Origin of the sequence: unidentified bacterial endosymbiont (genome assembly GCF_918320885.1) — a bacterium.
Lineage (GTDB): Bacteria > Pseudomonadota > Gammaproteobacteria > Enterobacterales.
Genome location: NZ_OU907312.1, coordinates 282,139 through 299,589, shown reverse-complemented (window position 1 = coordinate 299,589; position 17,451 = coordinate 282,139). Strand labels below are relative to the sequence as shown.

The window sequence follows — 17,451 nt, the reverse complement described above, 5'->3', positions numbered from 1 at the left end:
ACTGACATGATGCGAGGCATCAACTTCTTTATAACGTAGTATCAACAGTCAATCAATATTTTTTAATCAAGACAAACCGCCTGGATATCGGTGAGCAGTCCCATGCGCTTAACCCGTTTTAGAGATGACAAGGGGCTTGCTGGGAAGCTGCAGAGGCCTTCGTCAAGCCTGAGGGACTAAGACGATCTAGTCATGGTGACCGGCTTGAGCCCAAGCCCGCTATTGACGCTGTTGTTCCTACTGGTCATCGATAGGCTACTGGCCCGTCAGCCTTGACCACGGCCTCCATTGATAGCAGCGTAGTGGCTGCTCGCTCGTCAACACAGGCGTTTAAACGCTGGCTGTGGCATACTACCGCTCACCTCCCAACAAGAACTGGCCAAGAGACTTAGTCATGATTGATCCCCTAAAAGTTGTCTCCCTAGCCCGCCAAGTCCAGAAGGCCATTCCTCAGGGGATGCGTGATCTCGGAGCAGGGATGGATCACAGCATTCGTCAACTGGTACAAGCCCAAATCATCAAGCTCGATCTAGTGGATCGTCAACAATTTGAGCAACAATGCCAATTACTCCAACAGGCGCGTGAACAGTTGGCACAGTTAGAACAGCAGGTAACCCATTTAGAAGCGCAACTGGCTGCACGCTGTCAACAAGGTTAAAGGGCAGTGAAGAAGCGATTACAGGCGATACTGATTGCTCTGGCAGTCGCTACAGCACCGTTTAACTGAGCGTCCAGCACGTTTTTCAGTTTCCAGCAAACCAGGCCGGCTGTCCCTGAAAAAACGAGCGGCCCCTGTTTTTACAACTCATTAATCCTCTTCCAGATTACTAGGGCCTGTTGAGGTTTCGCTATAATTTATTGAAATATAAGAGCAAACTCGTAATATTGTCGTTGTGATACCAACAAAAAAACGAGTTTGCAATGCCCCGCTTAATGCTCAGTGATGAGCAGTGGTCGAAGCTAAAAACGATCATGCTTCAAGAAGGAATTTATGACAAGCTCAATCTTCGATTGGAAGTTGAGGGAATGTTCTATCGAATGCATGTAGGGTGCCCTTGGCGTGACTTGCCGAAGCAATTTGGCAAATCGGCCTCCCTCTACAAAAAATTTAATGACTGGTCGATGACTGGCAAGTGGTTAAGGATTTTTAAAGCAGTAGTCCAAGATCCTGATTTGGAATGGGTATTCATGGATGGAAGCTATGTAAAGGCCCGCCAACATAGTGCAGGGGCTGCTGGTAAGGATTGTGAGGCCATTGGCATCAGCCGGGCAGGCCGTACCAGTAAGATTCACCTGGCAGTAGACAGCTATGGATTACCCATTTCTTTTAAAATTACCGGCGGACAAGTTCACGACTGTTTAGCGGCTCCGAGCTTGATAGAATCCTTTCCACCCCCTGAAGTTCTGACGGCTGATAAAGGTTATGACAGCAAGGCAATACGCCAACAAATCTCTGAGAAAGGCACTGTTCCGAATAGTCCCAGAAAGAAAAACTCAGTGATAGGGAACGCTAGCCTAGATAGGCATCTGTATAAACTCAGACATCTTGTGGAAAATGCCTTCGCCAGGCTAAAGCATTTTCGAGCCATTGCCACCAGGTTTGATAAATTGAAGCGCAATTATCAAAGTATGCTAGCCATGGCTTGTAGTTATCTATGACTGCCCATGTGAAACCTCAACAGGCCCTAATAGGTTGCTTGCTTGCGGCCTCTGGGGCGACTGTAGGTGTAAAGCTATTTTCTCTAAAGCTTTATCGCATAAAGGTTCTCCTGGCCATCTGCTAAAGGCATTGGCTAAATTGGCCAACTGTTGTGCGTTAAAGTCACACGGCGCCTCGCCCAAGGTTTTACCTGTTAGGTATCGAGCAATCCGCTCTACCATGCTTTTGCAGGCGATGGCCTCAGGCTGTTTGCTAAAGGCATTGGCTAAATTGGCCAACTCTTGTGCGTTAAAGTTACACGGCGCCTCGCCCCAGGTTTGACCTGCTAGGTATTGAGCAATCCGCTCTACCATGCTTTTGCAGGCGATGGCCTCAGGCTGTTTGCTAAAGGCATTGGCTAAATTGGCCAACTGTTGTGCGTTAAAGTTACACGGCGCCTCGCCCCAGGTTTGACCTGTTAGGTATCGAGCAATCCGCTCTATCGCGCTTTTACAGTGGCGGTCATCAGGCTGTTTGCTAAAGGCATTGGCTAAATTGGCCAACTCTTGTGCGTTAAAGTTACACGGCGCCTCGCCCCAGGTTTGACCTGTTAGGTATCGAGCAATCCGCTCTATCGCGCTTTTACAGTGGCTGTCATGAGGAAATTTGCTAAAAGCGTTGGCTAAATTGGCAAAATCTTGTGCGTTAAAGTCACACGGCGCCTCGCCCAAGGTTTTACCTGTTAGGTATTGAGAAATCTGCCCTATCGCGTTTTTACAGTGGTTGTCATCAGGCTGTTTGCTAAAAGCGTTGGCTAAATTGGCCAACTTTTGTGCGTTAAAGTTACACGGCGCCTCGCCCAAAGTTTTATCTGTTAGGTATTGAGCAATCCGCGCTATCGCGCTTCTACAGTCTGATCTTGCTACCCTTTAACGGACACAACGAAGAGGAACAAAGCGTATAATTTTTTGTTACTTTTTGAGGTGAAGTTATGAATCAAGGGGAATCAAGGAGCTATGATAAGGAATTCAAGCTGAATGCGGTAAAGCTGTATCACAGCACTGGTAAAACGCTCTGTCAATTGAGCGAGGAATTGGGAGTTCCCAAGAGTACATTGGCAGGGTGGGTCCATCAGCATAACAAGGATGGTGCAGAGGCTTTCCCGGGCAAAGGATACCTGAAAGCGTCTGATGCTGAGCTCAGTCAATTGCGGAAAGAATTGGCGATAGCACGCGAAGAGAGGGATATCCTAAAAAAAGCCTTGGGCATCTTCTCAGTGGCCCGCAAGTAAAATACCAGTTTATGCAAAAGCATGCTGGGGAATTCAGCGTAGAGAGGATGTCCAACGTGTTAGGTGTATCCCGCAGTGGCTATTATCAGTTTATCAAGGCTGAGCCATCCAAGCGCTATTGTGAGGATGAGCGTTTAATATCTGAAATTAAAGAGGTTTATACCATAAGCAACCAAATTTACGGTAGCCCACGTATCCATGCTGAGTTACGAGCTAGAGGTGAGCGCTGTTCACGCAAACGGGTTTGTCGGCTAATGAAAGCAGCCCATATTGCGGCTAAGATGAAAAAACGATTTAAGGTAACCACAATAGTCGATCCAAAGGCCGCAGTGGCGCCTAATTTACTCAAGCAGAAGTTCACAGCCACTCGCCCTGATCAATACTGGGCAGCAGATATTACCTATATTCCGACCCAAGAGGGATGGTTGTATGTTGCTATCGTACTGGACCTGTTCTCTCGTAGTATCGTGGGGATGGATATGCAAGCTCACATGACCACCGAGTTAGTAGCCGCAGCATTACGCCAGGCAATAACACGGAGGAAGCCTGCTGCAGGTCTCATCCACCACTCCGACCGAGGCAGCCAGTATACCAGCAAAGGATTCAAGGCTGTATCGGCGCATCACCAGATAACGCTTAGCATGAGTAGTACGGGCAATTGTTATGACAATGCAGTAGCAGAGAGTTTTTTCCATACCTTAAAAACAGAGCACACCCACTTTGAACGTTTTGAGAGCAGAGAACAAGCCAAATTGAGCATTTTTGAATACGTAGAAGTGTTTTATAACCGACAGAGACGGCACTCAACGCTAGGCTATCTGTCTCCTGTAAATTTTGAAAAAAATTGGTTATCCCAGGTCGCTTAAGGTTTCTCTTCTCTGTGTCTAAAAAAAGGTGGCAAGATCAATACGCTCCTTGCCGCAATAGCGCTGTTCAGCCTGTAAATCAACCCTGATTCGTCGAACACCGTAGGTTTTTCTACTGGCCAGATGTAGCGCCAGAATGCGTTCACCTAAGACTTTATCTTCCTGACCACGCTGGCCAGGTCGGCGATTAAGCCAGGCGTAAAAACCGCGCCGACTGACTGATAATAAAACACATAGCCGTTTAACTGGGTGGAAAGCTTGTTGTTTCAGTATCATAGCGAACCTCTCCTGCTTTCCCTGGAAAAGAGCGCTGCCACTTTTTTTAAAATTAATTTATCTTCTTCTAATTCAATGACCTTCCTCTTTAAACGCCTTATCTCTAGCGCTTGCTCAGAGCATTGTGGCTGGCGAGTAAAGCTTTTATCAGCCTTGGCTGTGTGCCGCCAACCATACAACGTATTGTCACTGATTCCCAACTCGCTAGCCAGTTGGGGAACAGATTTGCCGCTCTCCGCCAGCAATTCCAGAGCCCGTCGTTTAAACTCAGGCGTATACTGCTGTCTTGACATACTAACCTCATTTTCAATCTTACATTTGAAAACAAGGTGTGCACTAATTCAAGGGCAGATCACTCAGGGGGCTGCCATAGGTTTGGTGGCTAGCTGCATGAATAACCACAATCTTAGAGTGCAAGCGTTGATTATCTAGGGCCCGCTGCGAGGGCTTTGCGCTGATAAAACGGTAGTAACCACTACGAGAGACTTCGAAAACCTTGGACATCCTCTCTCTCCACACTAAATTGTTGAGCGTGTGATTGCATGAATTGATATTTCATTTGCGTGCTACAGAAAAGATGCCCAAAGCTTTTTTTAAAATGTCCCTCTCTTCTCGAATGGTCGCTAATTCTTTGCGTAATTGAGCATACTCTGCCTCTGATGGCTTGAGGAAACCCTTACCAGGAAAGGATTCTTGACCACTTTTTTGATGATCATGTACCCAATGCACCAAAGTGCTCATTGGGATCCCTAATTCACTGCTGGTTTGCTTATAGCCTCTGCCACTGGAGTGGTATAACTTAACTGCATTTAGTTTAAATTCTTTGTCGTATGCTCTCAATTGATCTCGACTCATCTAATGACCCCACAAAGTAACAAAGTTATAGTCTTCGTTTCTCTTCGATGTGTCCATCAAATCGGGTCAATATCAAATTCCTTCTTGAAGCATGATCGTTTTTAGCTTCGACCACTGCTCATCACTGAGCATTAAGCGGGGCATTGCAAACTCGTTTTTTTGTTGGTATCACAACGACAATATTACGAGTTTGCTCTTATATTTCAATAAATTATAGCGAAACCTCAACAGGCCCTAGGTTATTTGAGTCGGCCCCTCTTCTTTTTGTTCTGTTTGGCACTGTTGTGCTTGCTTGCATCTTGCCACTCTCCACCACTTTCCCCATTTTCTGTTTCACTTTCTTCTTTTTCGGTGGTTGGTTCTGGTTCTGGTTCTGGTTCTGGTTCTGGTTCTGGTTCTGGTTCTGGTTCTGGTTCTGGTTCTGGTTCTGGTTCTGGTTCTGGTTCTGGTTGTGAAGGGACCGCTATTTTTGCATACCTCAAAGCCATTAACTGTTCACGCCGCACCAACGCCAACCGTTGCCCCTCGGCTGAATGTAGTCTTGTTACCTGGTTTGGATCTACTTGTTGTTCCCAGGGAAGAGAAAAACGGTAACTCAACACCGCACTGATCTGATGTCTAGAGTGGCCGCCGAGACCCGCTTGCCGGTGGTAGGACAAAGTCAAGAGCGGAATTGGCGTGTAATCAATCCCCCAACGCCACTGCTTGGGATTCCGGTAGCGTTGTTGCAGACCACCCAACGCCACTTCATCACCAAAATAGTGAGCATAGCGTATGGAAGCACCCATATGGGGTAGGACGGGGAGATAGCCTCGTAAGCTCACATCATAACCGTTGGCCGGACGCTGCTGATACGCTTTCAAATCACGGGCGGTACGCCAGCCATTGGCTGGGAGATAGCCATTGACCGCTAGCGTTAACGACTGCCACCACGCCTCAGCACCCACCCCTAAACGACGCTGCCGTCGTGTGGTGTCTTGATCATAAAACAGGTTACTCCCCACACCCCAATGGATTTCTGGGAAATAGCGCCATCCCACCCCAAAACTCAATAGGTTGCGCTGCTGCTGACGCTGCCAACCACCTTGTAGGAACAGTAGCTGCTGTTCCTGGCGGGAAAACGGACAAAACCCTTCAATCGATACCTGCTCATTAGCCTCTTCCTGAGGCCCGCCGAAAGCGACATGAACAGAAGGGAGCCCCTTAAGCGTCACTAAGGAGTCACCCCTAGTGGCCAAAGGCTGTGCCGTACCTCCAGCGATCACGACAGTAGCGCTGGTTGCTAAGAAACAAAACAGGGAAGTGTTTAATAAACTATTCATGAGGCAACTGACCCATCTAGAGAATAACTATTATTATTTTTACATATTAATATTTTTTTTAAAACAATTAACAAACAAAAAATTAACATTTTTTTGATTAAATGGCAACATTACCCTATTGATTGGTTCTTGATCGGATACGACCAGAGAGCACTGTTGTGTTACATCACTGACGAACAGCTATCCGGTAGGGTGTGACCGATGACCGAATTTAGCTACCACCCTGAGGCACTTTCCGCTACAGTGTTTTCATTTAGGTGAGAGGATATCGCGATGAAAATTGCCTTGTTGGGGGCTGCGGGTGGCATTGGTCAAGCCTTAGCATTCCTGCTTAAAATGCAACTGCCTGCACACTCGATACTCTCTTTGTATGATGTCTCACCGGTTACCCCAGGCGTAGCGGTCGATCTCCGTCATATTCCAACAGCCGTATCCGTGATTGGCTATAGCGGCCCTGATCCGACTGAGGCTTTACAAGACGCCGATATCGTTCTGGTGGCTGCCGGAGTACCCCGCAAGCCCGGCATGGAGCGCAATGATCTCTTCAAAATCAATGCGATGATCACCCAATCACTGCTACAACAGATCGCACAAACCGCACCACTCGCCTGTATTGGGATCATTACTAATCCACTCAATAGCCTGGTACCACTCGCAGCAGAGGTCCTGAAACAAGCTCAGGTGTATGATTGGCGCAAGCTATTTGGCATCACGACCTTAGATCTCACGCGTGCCACCACCTTCATCGCTGAACTCAAAGGCTGTGATCCCCGCACCATTACGCTCCCGATCATCGGAGGTCACTCGGAGCAGACCATTCTGCCACTGTTCTCCCAACTCCCTCACCTGACCTTCAGTGATTCGGAGATCGCCGCCTTAACGCAGCGGATACAGCAGGCTGGTACTGAAGTTGTGCAGGCTAAAGCAGGCTATGGATCCGCCACCTTGGCAATGGCTTATGCCGGTGCTCAATTTGCGCTAAAGCTCATTCATGCCCTCCAGGGGGAACCCCAGGTTGAGGTGACCGCCTATGTCGACAGCGAAGCCCCTTATAGTCGCTTCTTTTGTCATCCACTGCTGCTTGGCTCTGAAGGCATCGCACAACGACAGCCTATTGGTCCCTTAAGTCCTGATGAACAGCAGGCCCTGGAGCAGCTATTGCCCACGCTCAAAACCGACATCCAGTGGGGGCAATCGTATGGGGTCAACAATGTTGTCGACGTTAAACGCTTTGCCAGCGTTTAACGGGCCCATAGGGATGAAATGACTGTTATATAGTTGGCTTTTTTGCAATCGGTTGCTTAGAGTACACAGGCTATGTTGATGAGAATAACCTCTTCGCTACTAACCTGTCAGGGTTACTGAGGAATGGATTTACAAGCTATATACCACCTGCTGCGAGCCGATTTAGCTGCAGTGGATGCTCTAATACAGGCACAGCTGCACTCTACCGTGCCACTGATCAAACAACTGAGTGATCATATCATCCACAGCGGCGGTAAGCGGTTGCGACCGATGGTCGCCCTATTATCAGCCAGGTCCCTGCAGGGCCCACCGCAGGCCGCCATCACCGTGGCGGTCTGGATTGAATTGATTCATACCGCCACGCTACTCCATGATGATGTCGTCGATGCGTCAGAGAAACGCCGTGGAAAAGCCACTGCACATACCCTATTCGGTAATGCGGCGAGTATCTTGGTAGGCGATTTTATCTATACGCGGGCCTTTCAGCTGATGATGGAGCTACAGTCACTGCCCTTGCTGCAATTAATGGCGAAGACTACTAATAAAATCGCTGAAGGCGAGGTGCTGCAATTAACCCGCTATCACGACGCTGCGATCACCGAAGCAGACTATTGGCAGATCATCGACTATAAAACCGCCTCTCTATTTGCCGCGGCCGCCCAAAGTGGTGCGCTGCTAACCGATACACCGGGAACAGCGCAGCCAACCCTGAAAGCTTACGGCTATCAATTGGGCAGGGCTTTCCAATTAGTGGATGATTGGTTAGACTACCAGGCACAACACCCCACCTTTGGGAAAAATGTTGGGGATGATCTGCAAGAAGGCAAGCTGACCCTGCCACTCTTACATGCACTGCAACAGGCTCCAGCAGCGCAGTCCGCACTAATTCGCCAAGCTATCGAGCAAAAAAACGGCCGTGAGTTTCTCAGCACGGTGTTAGCGGTGATGCAGCACTGCGGATCACTAGATTATGTTCAACAGTGCGCTGAGGCCGCCATAGCCAAGGCCATTGAATCACTCCACGGATTGCCGGTGACCCCTTATCGTCAGGCTTTAGCCAGCCTCGCCTCCTCGGTACTACAACCCTTATATCATGAATAACCCTACAGCCCGCTATCTGCTTCGTGATGCCTTTGAAGTGGTCCCGCCCGACGCTCTCTCGAAAAGGCTGCAGCAAGCAGACAACCCCCGACTGCAGGTTAAGCTGGGGTTCGATCCCACAGCCCCTGATTTACACCTGGGCCATGCTGTTGTCCTGCGCAAGCTCAAAGAATTTCAAGAATATGGTCATAAAATAACCGTTATTGTCGGTGATTTTACAGCGCTGATTGGTGATCCGACGGGGCGGGATCAAACCCGACCACCCCTCTCCAAGGAGGACATTCAAGACAATAGCAGGACCTATCTGGCGCAGCTCGGAAAAATAGTCGACACCGCTCGAATAACGATTCGATACAATTCAGAGTGGCTGCAGGCGATCAATTTCTCCGATATCATTGGCTGATCTTGCCACCTTTTTTTAGACACAGAGAAGAGAAACCTTAAGCGACCTGGGATAACCAATTTTTTTCAAAATTTACAGGAGACAGATAGCCTAGCGTTGAGTGCCGTCTCTGTCGGTTATAAAACACTTCTACGTATTCAAAAATGCTCAATTTGGCTTGTTCTCTGCTCTCAAAACGTTCAAAGTGGGTGTGCTCTGTTTTTAAGGTATGGAAAAAACTCTCTGCTACTGCATTGTCATAACAATTGCCCGTACTACTCATGCTAAGCGTTATCTGGTGATGCGCCGATACAGCCTTGAATCCTTTGCTGGTATACTGGCTGCCTCGGTCGGAGTGGTGGATGAGACCTGCAGCAGGCTTCCTCCGTGTTATTGCCTGGCGTAATGCTGCGGCTACTAACTCGGTGGTCATGTGAGCTTGCATATCCATCCCCACGATACTACGAGAGAACAGGTCCAGTACGATAGCAACATACAACCATCCCTCTTGGGTCGGAATATAGGTAATATCTGCTGCCCAGTATTGATCAGGGCGAGTGGCTGTGAACTTCTGCTTGAGTAAATTAGGCGCCACTGCGGCCTTTGGATCGACTATTGTGGTTACCTTAAATCGTTTTTTCATCTTAGCCGCAATATGGGCTGCTTTCATTAGCCGACAAACCCGTTTGCGTGAACAGCGCTCACCTCTAGCTCGTAACTCAGCATGGATACGTGGGCTACCGTAAATTTGGTTGCTTATGGTATAAACCTCTTTAATTTCAGATATTAAACGCTCATCCTCACAATAGCGCTTGGATGGCTCAGCCTTGATAAACTGATAATAGCCACTGCGGGATACACCTAACACGTTGGACATCCTCTCTACGCTGAATTCCCCAGCATGCTTTTGCATAAACTGGTATTTTACTTGCGGGCCACTGAGAAGATGCCCAAGGCTTTTTTTAGGATATCCCTCTCTTCGCGTGCTATCGCCAATTCTTTCCGCAATTGACTGAGCTCAGCATCAGACGCTTTCAGGTATCCTTTGCCCGGGAAAGCCTCTGCACCATCCTTGTTATGCTGATGGACCCACCCTGCCAATGTACTCTTGGGAACTCCCAATTCCTCGCTCAATTGACAGAGCGTTTTACCAGTGCTGTGATACAGCTTTACCGCATTCAGCTTGAATTCCTTATCATAGCTCCTTGATTCCCCTTGATTCATAACTTCACCTCAAAAAGTAACAAAAAATTATACGCTTTGTTCCTCTTCGTTGTGTCCGTTAAAGGGTAGCAAGATCAGGCATAGCGTCAAAATTTACCGTCTCCAAGATGATGTCTCGCGATGATTTTCGAAACCGAACAGCAGCCGGCAATCCGATTGCACTGCATGAGTTCTTATACCCACTGATGCAAGCCTACGACTCCGTCGCCATTCAAGCCGACATTGAGTTAGGCGGATCTGATCAATTATTTAACTGCATGATGGGCCGTGACTTACAAGAAAAATCGGGGTTGCGACCACAAATCGTGCTGACCATGCCGCTGCTGGTCGGGACCGATGGGGTTCATAAGATGAGTAAATCAAAAGGCAATGCTATCGGTTTAACAGAGCCCCCCGAGGTGATGTATGGTCACTGCCTGTCGATTCCCGATCGCTGTTTGGAATCGTACCTTCGACTCGCGACCTCGTGTGACCATCCAGATGTTCTGCTAGAACAACTGAAGTCAGGGGAGCTACATCCGATGGCGCTCAAAAAAATCATCGCCTTTGATGTGGTCAAAACCTACCATGATGAAGAACAGGCCACCATGGCCGCCGATTATTTTCAGAGAACCGTGCAAGACAAGCAACTATTGGATTCGGACTTCACCCCGATAACCTTTGCTGAGTTAGGGGTCCAGCAGGTGATCAATATTGTCGATCTCCTCCATCGATTAACCCCCTCACAAAGCAAGTCTTCAATACGCAGGTTAATCCAAGGCGGTGGTGTACAGCTAAACAGCACGCGTGTGAGTAGTATTGAAACCTCCCTTGATCCCCAAGCGGCTCCCTGGCGGTTAAGAGTTGGCAAAAAGGCTTCCTTTATCCTCACGGCTTGATCGGCCTGTCAACGGCCACTTTAAATCGCAGGACCCAACAGAAAACGTTCATCGGTGTCAAGAATTGGGATCTCACCTTGTCAAACATCACTACTTTACTTACAATGGGCGGTTTAGTGTGAAGTTGTGTCACATCGGTCAGTGGCGCCCAATATAGGTGGCGCGTGGGGTTTTAGTATGTACGTGGTTTTCCAAAGTGGTGGTAAGCAGCATCGGGTCAGTGAAGGCCAGATTATCCGTGTCGAGAAGCTCGACCAACCCCTGGGTGAATTGATTGAATTTCCTCAAGTGCTTATGGTTGCCCAGGATGAACAGATCACAGTGGGAGCGCCGTTTGTAGCTGGCAGTAAAGTCACCGCTGAGATTGTCGGTCATGGCCGCGGAGACAAAATTAGAATCATCAAATTCCGGCGCCGTAAACACAGCCGCAAACAGCAGGGACACCGCCAATGGTTCACTGCTATTAAAATCTGCAACATTACCTTTTAAATTAAGAGGATAGGAGCACCACTCACATGGCACATAAAAAAGCCGGGGGTTCCACCCGCAATGGACGTGATTCCGAAAGTAAACGCTTAGGGGTCAAACATTTTGGTAGCGAATCGGTAAAGGCTGGCAACATTATTATTAGGCAACGGGGCACCCATTTCCACCCGGGAGTCAATGTTGGCTGCGGTAGAGATCATACCCTGTTTGCCCTAGTCAACGGCACGGTGCAATTTGAAGTCAAAGGCCCGCGGCGCCGCAAATACGTGAGCGTGGTTGCAGCAGCAGCGTCACTCATCTAACGCGCACCACACACGCGTTCTCTTCTTGGTGTCTACACCGGCTCGTCAGCAGGATAGCTGTTCGGGCGGTTTTCTTCTGCGCTTTGTTGCTAGCATCGTCGTTCAGGAACCCGCATGAAATTTGTCGATGAAGTCCTCATTCGCGTTGAAGCCGGTGATGGCGGCGATGGCTGTGTCAGCTTTCGCCGTGAAAAATATATTCCGAAAGGCGGTCCCAATGGGGGGGACGGTGGCGACGGTGGCAACGTCTATATCATCGCTGAGGATAATCTCAATACGCTGTTTGACTACCGGTTTACCCGACTCCATCGGGCGACGCATGGCCAGCCAGGTCGAGGCCAAGAGTGCACGGGCCATCGTGGTCAAGATATTACCTTAAAAGTCCCGGTTGGCACCCGCATCTTTGATCAAGACACTGACGAAATTCTCGGTGATTTAACACATCACCAGCAGCGGATTAAAGTCGCGCAAGGGGGATTCCATGGATTGGGCAATACCCGCTTTAAATCTTCAGTCAATCGAACGCCACGGCAAAAAACCGCTGGCACGTTAGGGGAAAAACGTCATCTTCGACTAGAGCTGCTGTTACTGGCTGATGTCGGTCTGTTAGGGCTGCCGAACGCTGGAAAATCAACGTTTATCCGTAGCGTCTCCGCGGCGACGCCTAAAGTGGCCGACTACCCGTTTACCACGTTAGTCCCCTGCCTTGGGGTGATGAAGCGGCCTGGTCGGCCAGCCCTGGTCATTGCCGATATCCCCGGGTTAATTGCTGGGGCCTCTGCTGGGGCTGGCTTAGGGATTCAGTTTTTGAAGCACCTGGAGCGCTGCCGAATTTTACTGCATCTCATTGATCTGCTGCCTATCGATGGCAGCGACCCACTGGACAATATTCAGATTATCCATCACGAGTTGCAGCAGCATAGCCCAGCGCTGAGCGATAAACCCCGCTGGTTGATCTTTAATAAAGCCGATCTATTGAGCCCAGACGAGGCCCAGGAACGGGCAGTCGCTATTGTGCGGCAGCTCGCGTGGCAAGCGCCCTATTGGGTGATCTCAGCAGCAGCGCATCAGGGCACGGAAACCCTGTGTGATGCCCTACTGGATCAATTGCCACTACTCGAACCAGCGATTGAACACTCGACCCCTCAGGGGGGAGCCGCCGAAGGCGTTGATGAGTGCGAGGCAATCACCACTCCACTGCCTCAAGTCACCTCCGTGATCGCAGAGCCGTGCGCGCTTTCCTTGAACCAGCAGGACTCATCTCCCTCCTGATGGCTTAAAACCGCTCGCAAATCGCTAGGCAGTCAATTGATCGCAAGCCTGCCCAATACGGATACAAGCGCTCTCTAATTCCTCTAGGGAGAGTGCATAAGAGATCCTAAAATACCCTTCGGCACCAAAGGCGCTGCCAGGAACCACCGCGACACGGGCTTGATTGAGTAGGTAGTCTGCAAAAGCGTGATCATCTTGAATGACCTGGCCTGTAGGCGTGCGCCGTCCTAATAGTGACTGACAGCAAATCAACAGATAGAAAGCACCCACGGGGGTGTAACACTCTAAGCCACTGATCGCCTTTAAAATCGATAAAGCACCATCCCGTTTTTTTTGAAAGGTGAGTGCCTGCTCTTGAATAAAACTCTGATCCCCCTGTAACGCCTCAATAGCCGCCATCTGGCTAATCGAACAGGGATTAGAGGTACTCTGCGATTGCACCAAAGTCATGGCTTTGATCAACGGAGCTGGTCCCGCACCATAGCCGATTCGCCAACCAGTCATCGAATAAGCTTTGGAAACCCCATTGACAATCACTATCCGAGGTTTTAAATCTTCAGCGACTTGAGCCAAAGTAAAAAATTGATAGTCGTCAAAGATAATGTGTTCGTAAATATCATCCGACAGAATATGCACCTGCGGGTATTGACGTAGGCACTCTGCCAGCGCCTGCAGCTCTTGTGCAGAGTAGCCAGCACCGGTCGGGTTGTTGGGTGAGTTAAGAATTAACCATTTTGTTTTAGGGGTGATCTGCTGTGCCAAGCGCTCAGGCGTCAGTTTAAAGTGATCACGTCTACTACAAGGCGTCAGCACCGGCACGCCATCAGCCAAGCGGACCATATCTGGATAAGAGACCCAGTACGGGGCGGGGATAATCACCTCATCCCCTGGGTTCAGCGTGGCCATGAAGAGGTTGTAAATCACCTGCTTCGCGCCGCTGCTGACCATCAGTTCCGCTAGGGTATAGTCTAAGTGATTGTCACGTTTGAACTTAGCTTGGATGGCTTGCTTGAGTGCTGGCAAGCCCTCTACAGCCGTATACTTGGTAATTCCCCCTTTGATAGCTTGAATAGCCGCCTGCTTGATGCTCTCTGGGGTATCAAAATCAGGCTCTCCGGCACCCAGTGAAATAAGATCAACCCCCAATTTTTTGAGTTCAGCACTCTTTTTGACAATGGCGAAGGTTGAAGAGGGTTTAATGCATGCTAAACGGTTAGCCACACCTAACATCATAGGATCTCCCTAATAGGTCTAATGACACAGTAATGAACCATCATGAATAAGACTCCTAGGGTAACCAGCGGCCCAGCGCTCAAATCCCCCTTGAATGTTATAAACCGTGCTAAAACCCTGCTGTAACAACCTCATCACGACCCCTTGGCTACTGATCCCATGGTAACACATGACCATGATCGGCGTTGTGAAGGCGAACTGCTGAAGCATAGTCAGCTCATGGTCATAACTCCAATGAATAGCCCTCAGTACATGAGCCCTGGAAAAGTGACTGAGGGCACGACTGTCAAACAGTAACGTGCTGCCCTCCTGCCAACGCTGATAGGCCTGTTCCACAGAGAGGCTGGCTAAGGAGGGAGTATCCTGGATCCCCTGATCGGTCGCTGGTGTCATTAAGTGCGCCCTGAGTGGCCAAAGCCGCCGCTGCCGCGATCGCTTTGCTCAAAGCTGTCTACGAGGGTAAAGGTGGCTTGTACTACCGGCAATAGTACCATTTGTGCAATGCGCTCTCCGGGCACTAGGGTAAAAGCCTGTTGACTACGGTTCCATACCGAAACCATCAGCTCCCCTTGATAATCTGAATCGATTAATCCAATTAAATTCCCTAAGACAATGCCCTGTTGATGCCCCAATCCAGAACGGGGCAAAATAAACGCCGCCAGTTGGGGATCTTTGATATGCACTGCCAGGCCGGTGGGAATTAATTGGGTAGCATTCGGTAGCAGATCCAAGGGCTGATCTAAGCAAGCACGCAGATCTAACCCTGCAGAGCCTATTGTCGCATACGCTGGCAATGGAAAGGTTGTCCCAAGCCGTGGATCTAAAATTTTAAGGTCGATAGTTTGCATGATAGTGTTGCATGATTTCGTCAATGAGCTGGTGTGCTAGCTGGGATTTACTGGTCAGTGGCAGCCGTTTTTCACCTTGAGACCAGTAGAGATGTAACGCGTTGGTCTCGCTGTGGAAGCCTTGATCCACGCGTGAAATATCATTGGCACAGATAAGATCAAGCTGCTTATCTAACAGCTTAGCCCGGGCATAGCGGGCGAGCTGCTCGGTTTCTGCAGCAAAACCAACCGTATAAGGACGCCGCTCTTGGAGTTGCGCCACTTGAGCGACCATATCGGGATTTTTGACCAGTGTTAGGGTCATGATGGGCTCACCTGATTTCAGCTTTTGTGGGGCACAGCTTTTCGGGCGATAATCCGCCACAGCAGCACAAGCGACGAAGAGATCCTGCAGCTGGACCCGCTCCATCACCGCCGCTGACATCTCTAAGGCACTGGTCACGCCCACTCGGTGTACCCCAGGTGGAGTAGCCAACGCCACGGGACCGCTAATCAAAGTCACCGCTGCTCCTCGAGCGGCCGCTGCCTGTGCTACAGCGAAACCCATTTTACCCGAGCTGTGATTACTAATAAACCGCACCGGATCGAGTGCCTCTTGAGTCGGCCCTGCGGTGAGTAACCAGCGCATCCCCTGTAAATCATTGCGTGGCGCCAACAGCTGTTCGATCTCAGCCACTAACCCTGCTGGTTCTAGCAAGCGCCCTAACCCTTGATCACCACAGGCTTGTGAACCCTCCCCAGGCCCCCACAGGGATACCCCCTGCTGGATTAAGGTTTGTAGATTGTGTTGGGTCGCACTCGCTTGATACATCTGTTGATTCATTGCCGGAGCCACCGCGATCGGCGCCGTGGTTGCCAGGCAGAGCGTGGTGAGTAGATCGTCGGCTAGGCCACAGGCCAGTCGCGCTAATACAGCAGCGGTCGCCGGGGCAATCAGCACCAAATCAGCCCATTTAGCCAAAGCGATATGCCCCATGGCCGCTTCGGCGGCCGGATCGAGTAGATCTTGACTGACTGGGTAACCAGACAGGGCTTGTAGGGTTAGGGGGGTGATAAAAGCCGTAGCAGCAGGGGTCATCACAACCCGCACCACCGCACCGCTATCCCGCAGCCGGCGCACCAATTCTGCGGCTTTATAGGCCGCAATACTCCCAGTCACCCCGAGCACAATCTTTTTGCCCGCTAGGTTAGCCATACAAAGCCCCTCATGAGGGTTGACGATCCCCGATCAAATCAGCCGTTTGATACAAAACGGACATCCGCTAAGGCCTTGGAATAAGCGCAGAACAGCGTGGATGATCGGTTTTATGAGGCATTGGTTCCATAAGTCACGGTACTCTAGCGTTAGCAGGGCTATCGAAGCGTATCATCGGGATCGACATGAGAGAGGTACGATGATCATACCACAGATGCCAAAAACCGAAAGACCACGTGAACGCTTACTGCAACAGGGGGCCACGGTCCTCTCAGACGCTGAACTGTTAGCGCTCTTTTTGCGTACTGGTCTGCCTGGAATGAATGCCATTGCCTTAGCACACCAGTTACTCACTGTATTTGATTCTTTGGCCAATTTAGTCAAAACGGACTGCCTGACTTTTTGCCAACAGAAGGGCTTAGGGCCGGCAAAATTTGTCCTTCTCCAAGCGGCCATGGAGATGGCCAAACGCTGCTTAGCCTACCAACTCAAGCAGGAAAGCGTCTTAAACTGCCCTGAGACCACGCGACACTATTTGCAGAACCTCTTTTATCACACTCAACGCGAGCTATTTTTGGTGCTATTTTTAGACAACCAACACCGGGTGCTGCGCAGTGAAACCCTGTTCGCTGGCACCTTTAACCGCGCCGCCATCCATCCACGCGAGGTGGTTAAAGCGGCGTTAACCTACAATGCCGCTGCCCTTATCTTGGCACATAACCACCCCTCCGGCGTCGCGGAACCCAGCGTGGCTGATCACCATATCACCCGGTTAATTGTACAGGCGTGCGACTTAATCGAGGTCACCGTACTGGACCATTTCATCGTGGGCCACGGCACCATACTCTCCTTTGCCGAACAGGGCTGGATTTAAAGTTATCTCTTGATGATGAGCTACTCTGGAAGCTGGGGATAAGCGGCTTCAACCGCTGATAGTTCCTGAGTAGTCGTCGGAAAACTCCATGGATGACTGACGACAGATTTCAGCAGCACAGTATTACACTCTTTCTCTTCATCACTCAAGCAGCTCATGTAA

At 49.8% G+C, this 17,451-nt stretch carries 21 protein-coding genes and 2 pseudogenes; 11 read left to right on the top strand and 12 right to left on the bottom strand.

The window, feature by feature from the left end; all coding sequences use genetic code 11:
• The first annotated feature begins 394 nt into the window (after window positions 1–394).
• Together NL324_RS01525 and NL324_RS01520 are read left to right on the top strand one after the other, a co-directional pair.
• Window positions 395–658 carry an accessory factor UbiK family protein gene (locus NL324_RS01525; RefSeq protein ID WP_253306046.1) on the top strand — a complete coding sequence of 88 codons (264 nt, stop codon included), beginning with the start codon at window positions 395–397 and terminating at the stop codon, window positions 656–658.
• Window positions 659–921: 263 nt separating this feature from the next.
• Window positions 922–1,659 carry an IS5 family transposase gene (locus NL324_RS01520; protein ID WP_253306045.1) on the top strand — a complete coding sequence of 246 codons (738 nt, stop codon included), beginning with the start codon at window positions 922–924 and terminating at the stop codon, window positions 1,657–1,659.
• On the opposite strand, the gene NL324_RS01515 is transcribed toward NL324_RS01520, so the two are convergent.
• On the bottom strand, window positions 1,654–2,502 hold the full coding sequence (locus NL324_RS01515) for a hypothetical protein (RefSeq protein ID WP_253306044.1): 849 nt from the start codon (window positions 2,500–2,502) through the stop codon (window positions 1,654–1,656). The genes NL324_RS01520 and NL324_RS01515 overlap by 6 nt on opposite strands.
• 128 nt (window positions 2,503–2,630) lie before the next feature.
• On the opposite strand from NL324_RS01515, the pseudogene NL324_RS01505 reads away from it, so the two are divergent.
• Window positions 2,631–3,796, top strand: a pseudogene (locus NL324_RS01505) (IS3 family transposase).
• 18 nt (window positions 3,797–3,814) lie between these two features.
• Here the strand turns inward: NL324_RS01505 and NL324_RS01500 are convergent.
• The 5 genes from NL324_RS01500 to NL324_RS01480 form a co-directional block, all read right to left on the bottom strand.
• Window positions 3,815–4,072 carry an IS3 family transposase gene (locus NL324_RS01500; RefSeq protein ID WP_253306043.1) on the bottom strand — a complete coding sequence of 86 codons (258 nt, stop codon included), beginning with the start codon at window positions 4,070–4,072 and terminating at the stop codon, window positions 3,815–3,817.
• Window positions 4,069–4,365 carry a transposase gene (locus NL324_RS01495; protein WP_253306042.1) on the bottom strand — a complete coding sequence of 99 codons (297 nt, stop codon included), beginning with the start codon at window positions 4,363–4,365 and terminating at the stop codon, window positions 4,069–4,071. Before NL324_RS01495 ends, NL324_RS01500 begins: the two co-directional genes overlap by 4 nt.
• A gap of 43 nt (window positions 4,366–4,408) precedes the next feature.
• A complete protein-coding gene (locus NL324_RS01490) occupies window positions 4,409–4,576 on the bottom strand; it encodes a hypothetical protein (RefSeq protein WP_253306041.1) in 168 nt (55 codons plus the stop codon).
• A 51-nt stretch (window positions 4,577–4,627) separates the two neighbouring features.
• Window positions 4,628–4,927 (bottom strand): transposase, encoded by a 300-nt coding sequence (locus tag NL324_RS01485; protein WP_253306040.1) that lies wholly within the window; start codon window positions 4,925–4,927, stop codon window positions 4,628–4,630.
• A 239-nt stretch (window positions 4,928–5,166) separates the two neighbouring features.
• A complete protein-coding gene (locus tag NL324_RS01480; protein WP_253306039.1) occupies window positions 5,167–6,249 on the bottom strand; it encodes an inverse autotransporter beta domain-containing protein in 1,083 nt (360 codons plus the stop codon).
• 273 nt (window positions 6,250–6,522) lie between these two features.
• On the opposite strand from NL324_RS01480, the gene mdh reads away from it, so the two are divergent.
• The 3 genes from mdh (at window position 6,523) to tyrS (NL324_RS01465) (ending at window position 8,998) form a co-directional block, all read left to right on the top strand.
• Window positions 6,523–7,494, top strand: coding sequence for a malate dehydrogenase (gene mdh, locus NL324_RS01475; protein WP_253306038.1), 972 nt, complete (start codon window positions 6,523–6,525; stop codon window positions 7,492–7,494).
• A gap of 123 nt (window positions 7,495–7,617) precedes the next feature.
• Window positions 7,618–8,595 carry a polyprenyl synthetase family protein gene (locus NL324_RS01470; RefSeq protein WP_253306037.1) on the top strand — a complete coding sequence of 326 codons (978 nt, stop codon included), beginning with the start codon at window positions 7,618–7,620 and terminating at the stop codon, window positions 8,593–8,595.
• Window positions 8,588–8,998 carry a tyrosine--tRNA ligase gene (gene tyrS / locus NL324_RS01465; protein WP_253306036.1) on the top strand — a complete coding sequence of 137 codons (411 nt, stop codon included), beginning with the start codon at window positions 8,588–8,590 and terminating at the stop codon, window positions 8,996–8,998. Before NL324_RS01470 ends, tyrS (NL324_RS01465) begins: the two co-directional genes overlap by 8 nt.
• 37 nt (window positions 8,999–9,035) lie before the next feature.
• Here the strand turns inward: tyrS (NL324_RS01465) and NL324_RS01460 are convergent.
• Window positions 9,036–10,201, bottom strand: a pseudogene (locus NL324_RS01460) (IS3 family transposase).
• A gap of 80 nt (window positions 10,202–10,281) precedes the next feature.
• On the opposite strand from NL324_RS01460, the gene tyrS (NL324_RS01450) reads away from it, so the two are divergent.
• From tyrS (NL324_RS01450) to cgtA, 4 genes are all read left to right on the top strand, one after another.
• On the top strand, window positions 10,282–11,079 hold the full coding sequence (gene tyrS, locus NL324_RS01450; RefSeq protein WP_301282770.1) for a tyrosine--tRNA ligase: 798 nt from the start codon (window positions 10,282–10,284) through the stop codon (window positions 11,077–11,079).
• Between the two features lie 177 nt (window positions 11,080–11,256).
• On the top strand, window positions 11,257–11,568 hold the full coding sequence (gene rplU, locus NL324_RS01445) for a 50S ribosomal protein L21 (RefSeq protein ID WP_253306034.1): 312 nt from the start codon (window positions 11,257–11,259) through the stop codon (window positions 11,566–11,568).
• Between the two features lie 26 nt (window positions 11,569–11,594).
• The gene (rpmA, locus tag NL324_RS01440; RefSeq protein WP_253306033.1) at window positions 11,595–11,867 is read left to right on the top strand and encodes a 50S ribosomal protein L27; all 273 of its coding nucleotides are present in this window, start codon (window positions 11,595–11,597) and stop codon (window positions 11,865–11,867) included.
• 114 nt (window positions 11,868–11,981) lie between these two features.
• Complete coding sequence (gene cgtA / locus NL324_RS01435) at window positions 11,982–13,139, top strand: Obg family GTPase CgtA (protein WP_436298197.1); 1,158 nt, start codon at window positions 11,982–11,984, stop codon at window positions 13,137–13,139.
• Between the two features lie 24 nt (window positions 13,140–13,163).
• On the opposite strand, the gene NL324_RS01430 is transcribed toward cgtA, so the two are convergent.
• The 4 genes from NL324_RS01430 to coaBC are packed head-to-tail and all read right to left on the bottom strand — an operon-like array spanning window position 13,164 to window position 16,415.
• On the bottom strand, window positions 13,164–14,369 hold the full coding sequence (locus NL324_RS01430) for a pyridoxal phosphate-dependent aminotransferase (protein WP_253307095.1): 1,206 nt from the start codon (window positions 14,367–14,369) through the stop codon (window positions 13,164–13,166).
• A gap of 21 nt (window positions 14,370–14,390) precedes the next feature.
• Complete coding sequence (locus NL324_RS01425; RefSeq protein WP_253306032.1) at window positions 14,391–14,765, bottom strand: rhodanese-like domain-containing protein; 375 nt, start codon at window positions 14,763–14,765, stop codon at window positions 14,391–14,393.
• Window positions 14,765–15,220 (bottom strand): dUTP diphosphatase, encoded by a 456-nt coding sequence (dut, locus tag NL324_RS01420; protein WP_253306031.1) that lies wholly within the window; start codon window positions 15,218–15,220, stop codon window positions 14,765–14,767. The genes NL324_RS01425 and dut overlap by 1 nt, the downstream gene beginning before the upstream one ends.
• Window positions 15,201–16,415, bottom strand: a complete 1,215-nt coding sequence (coaBC, locus tag NL324_RS01415) for a bifunctional phosphopantothenoylcysteine decarboxylase/phosphopantothenate--cysteine ligase CoaBC (protein WP_253306030.1) — start codon at window positions 16,413–16,415, stop codon at window positions 15,201–15,203. The genes dut and coaBC overlap by 20 nt, the downstream gene beginning before the upstream one ends.
• Before the next feature lie 199 nt (window positions 16,416–16,614).
• Between coaBC and radC the strand changes: the two genes are divergently transcribed.
• The gene (gene radC, locus NL324_RS01410; protein ID WP_253306029.1) at window positions 16,615–17,289 is read left to right on the top strand and encodes a RadC family protein; all 675 of its coding nucleotides are present in this window, start codon (window positions 16,615–16,617) and stop codon (window positions 17,287–17,289) included.
• A gap of 20 nt (window positions 17,290–17,309) precedes the next feature.
• On the opposite strand, the gene NL324_RS01405 is transcribed toward radC, so the two are convergent.
• Window positions 17,310–17,447, bottom strand: coding sequence for a hypothetical protein (locus tag NL324_RS01405; RefSeq protein WP_253306028.1), 138 nt, complete (start codon window positions 17,445–17,447; stop codon window positions 17,310–17,312).
• Window positions 17,448–17,451: the final 4 nt, after the last annotated feature.

What these genes read in the sequence shown, in the direction of transcription:
- coaBC (WP_253306030.1), bottom strand. Translation starts at nt 16,415, where the DNA reads ATGGCTAACCTAGCGGGCAAAAAGATTGTGCTCGGGGTGACTGGGAGT.
- cgtA (WP_436298197.1), top strand. Translation starts at nt 11,982, where the DNA reads ATGAAATTTGTCGATGAAGTCCTCATTCGCGTTGAAGCCGGTGATGGC.
- dut (WP_253306031.1), bottom strand. Translation starts at nt 15,220, where the DNA reads ATGCAAACTATCGACCTTAAAATTTTAGATCCACGGCTTGGGACAACC.
- tyrS (WP_253306036.1), top strand. Translation starts at nt 8,588, where the DNA reads ATGAATAACCCTACAGCCCGCTATCTGCTTCGTGATGCCTTTGAAGTG.
- NL324_RS01500 (WP_253306043.1), bottom strand. Translation starts at nt 4,072, where the DNA reads ATGATACTGAAACAACAAGCTTTCCACCCAGTTAAACGGCTATGTGTT.
- radC (WP_253306029.1), top strand. Translation starts at nt 16,615, where the DNA reads ATGATCATACCACAGATGCCAAAAACCGAAAGACCACGTGAACGCTTA.
- NL324_RS01525 (WP_253306046.1), top strand. Translation starts at nt 395, where the DNA reads ATGATTGATCCCCTAAAAGTTGTCTCCCTAGCCCGCCAAGTCCAGAAG.
- NL324_RS01470 (WP_253306037.1), top strand. Translation starts at nt 7,618, where the DNA reads ATGGATTTACAAGCTATATACCACCTGCTGCGAGCCGATTTAGCTGCA.
- mdh (WP_253306038.1), top strand. Translation starts at nt 6,523, where the DNA reads ATGAAAATTGCCTTGTTGGGGGCTGCGGGTGGCATTGGTCAAGCCTTA.
- NL324_RS01480 (WP_253306039.1), bottom strand. Translation starts at nt 6,249, where the DNA reads ATGAATAGTTTATTAAACACTTCCCTGTTTTGTTTCTTAGCAACCAGC.
- NL324_RS01430 (WP_253307095.1), bottom strand. Translation starts at nt 14,369, where the DNA reads ATGTTAGGTGTGGCTAACCGTTTAGCATGCATTAAACCCTCTTCAACC.
- rplU (WP_253306034.1), top strand. Translation starts at nt 11,257, where the DNA reads ATGTACGTGGTTTTCCAAAGTGGTGGTAAGCAGCATCGGGTCAGTGAA.
- NL324_RS01495 (WP_253306042.1), bottom strand. Translation starts at nt 4,365, where the DNA reads ATGTCAAGACAGCAGTATACGCCTGAGTTTAAACGACGGGCTCTGGAA.
- NL324_RS01405 (WP_253306028.1), bottom strand. Translation starts at nt 17,447, where the DNA reads ATGAGCTGCTTGAGTGATGAAGAGAAAGAGTGTAATACTGTGCTGCTG.
- rpmA (WP_253306033.1), top strand. Translation starts at nt 11,595, where the DNA reads ATGGCACATAAAAAAGCCGGGGGTTCCACCCGCAATGGACGTGATTCC.
- NL324_RS01425 (WP_253306032.1), bottom strand. Translation starts at nt 14,765, where the DNA reads ATGACACCAGCGACCGATCAGGGGATCCAGGATACTCCCTCCTTAGCC.
- NL324_RS01490 (WP_253306041.1), bottom strand. Translation starts at nt 4,576, where the DNA reads ATGTCCAAGGTTTTCGAAGTCTCTCGTAGTGGTTACTACCGTTTTATC.
- NL324_RS01485 (WP_253306040.1), bottom strand. Translation starts at nt 4,927, where the DNA reads ATGAGTCGAGATCAATTGAGAGCATACGACAAAGAATTTAAACTAAAT.
- NL324_RS01520 (WP_253306045.1), top strand. Translation starts at nt 922, where the DNA reads ATGCCCCGCTTAATGCTCAGTGATGAGCAGTGGTCGAAGCTAAAAACG.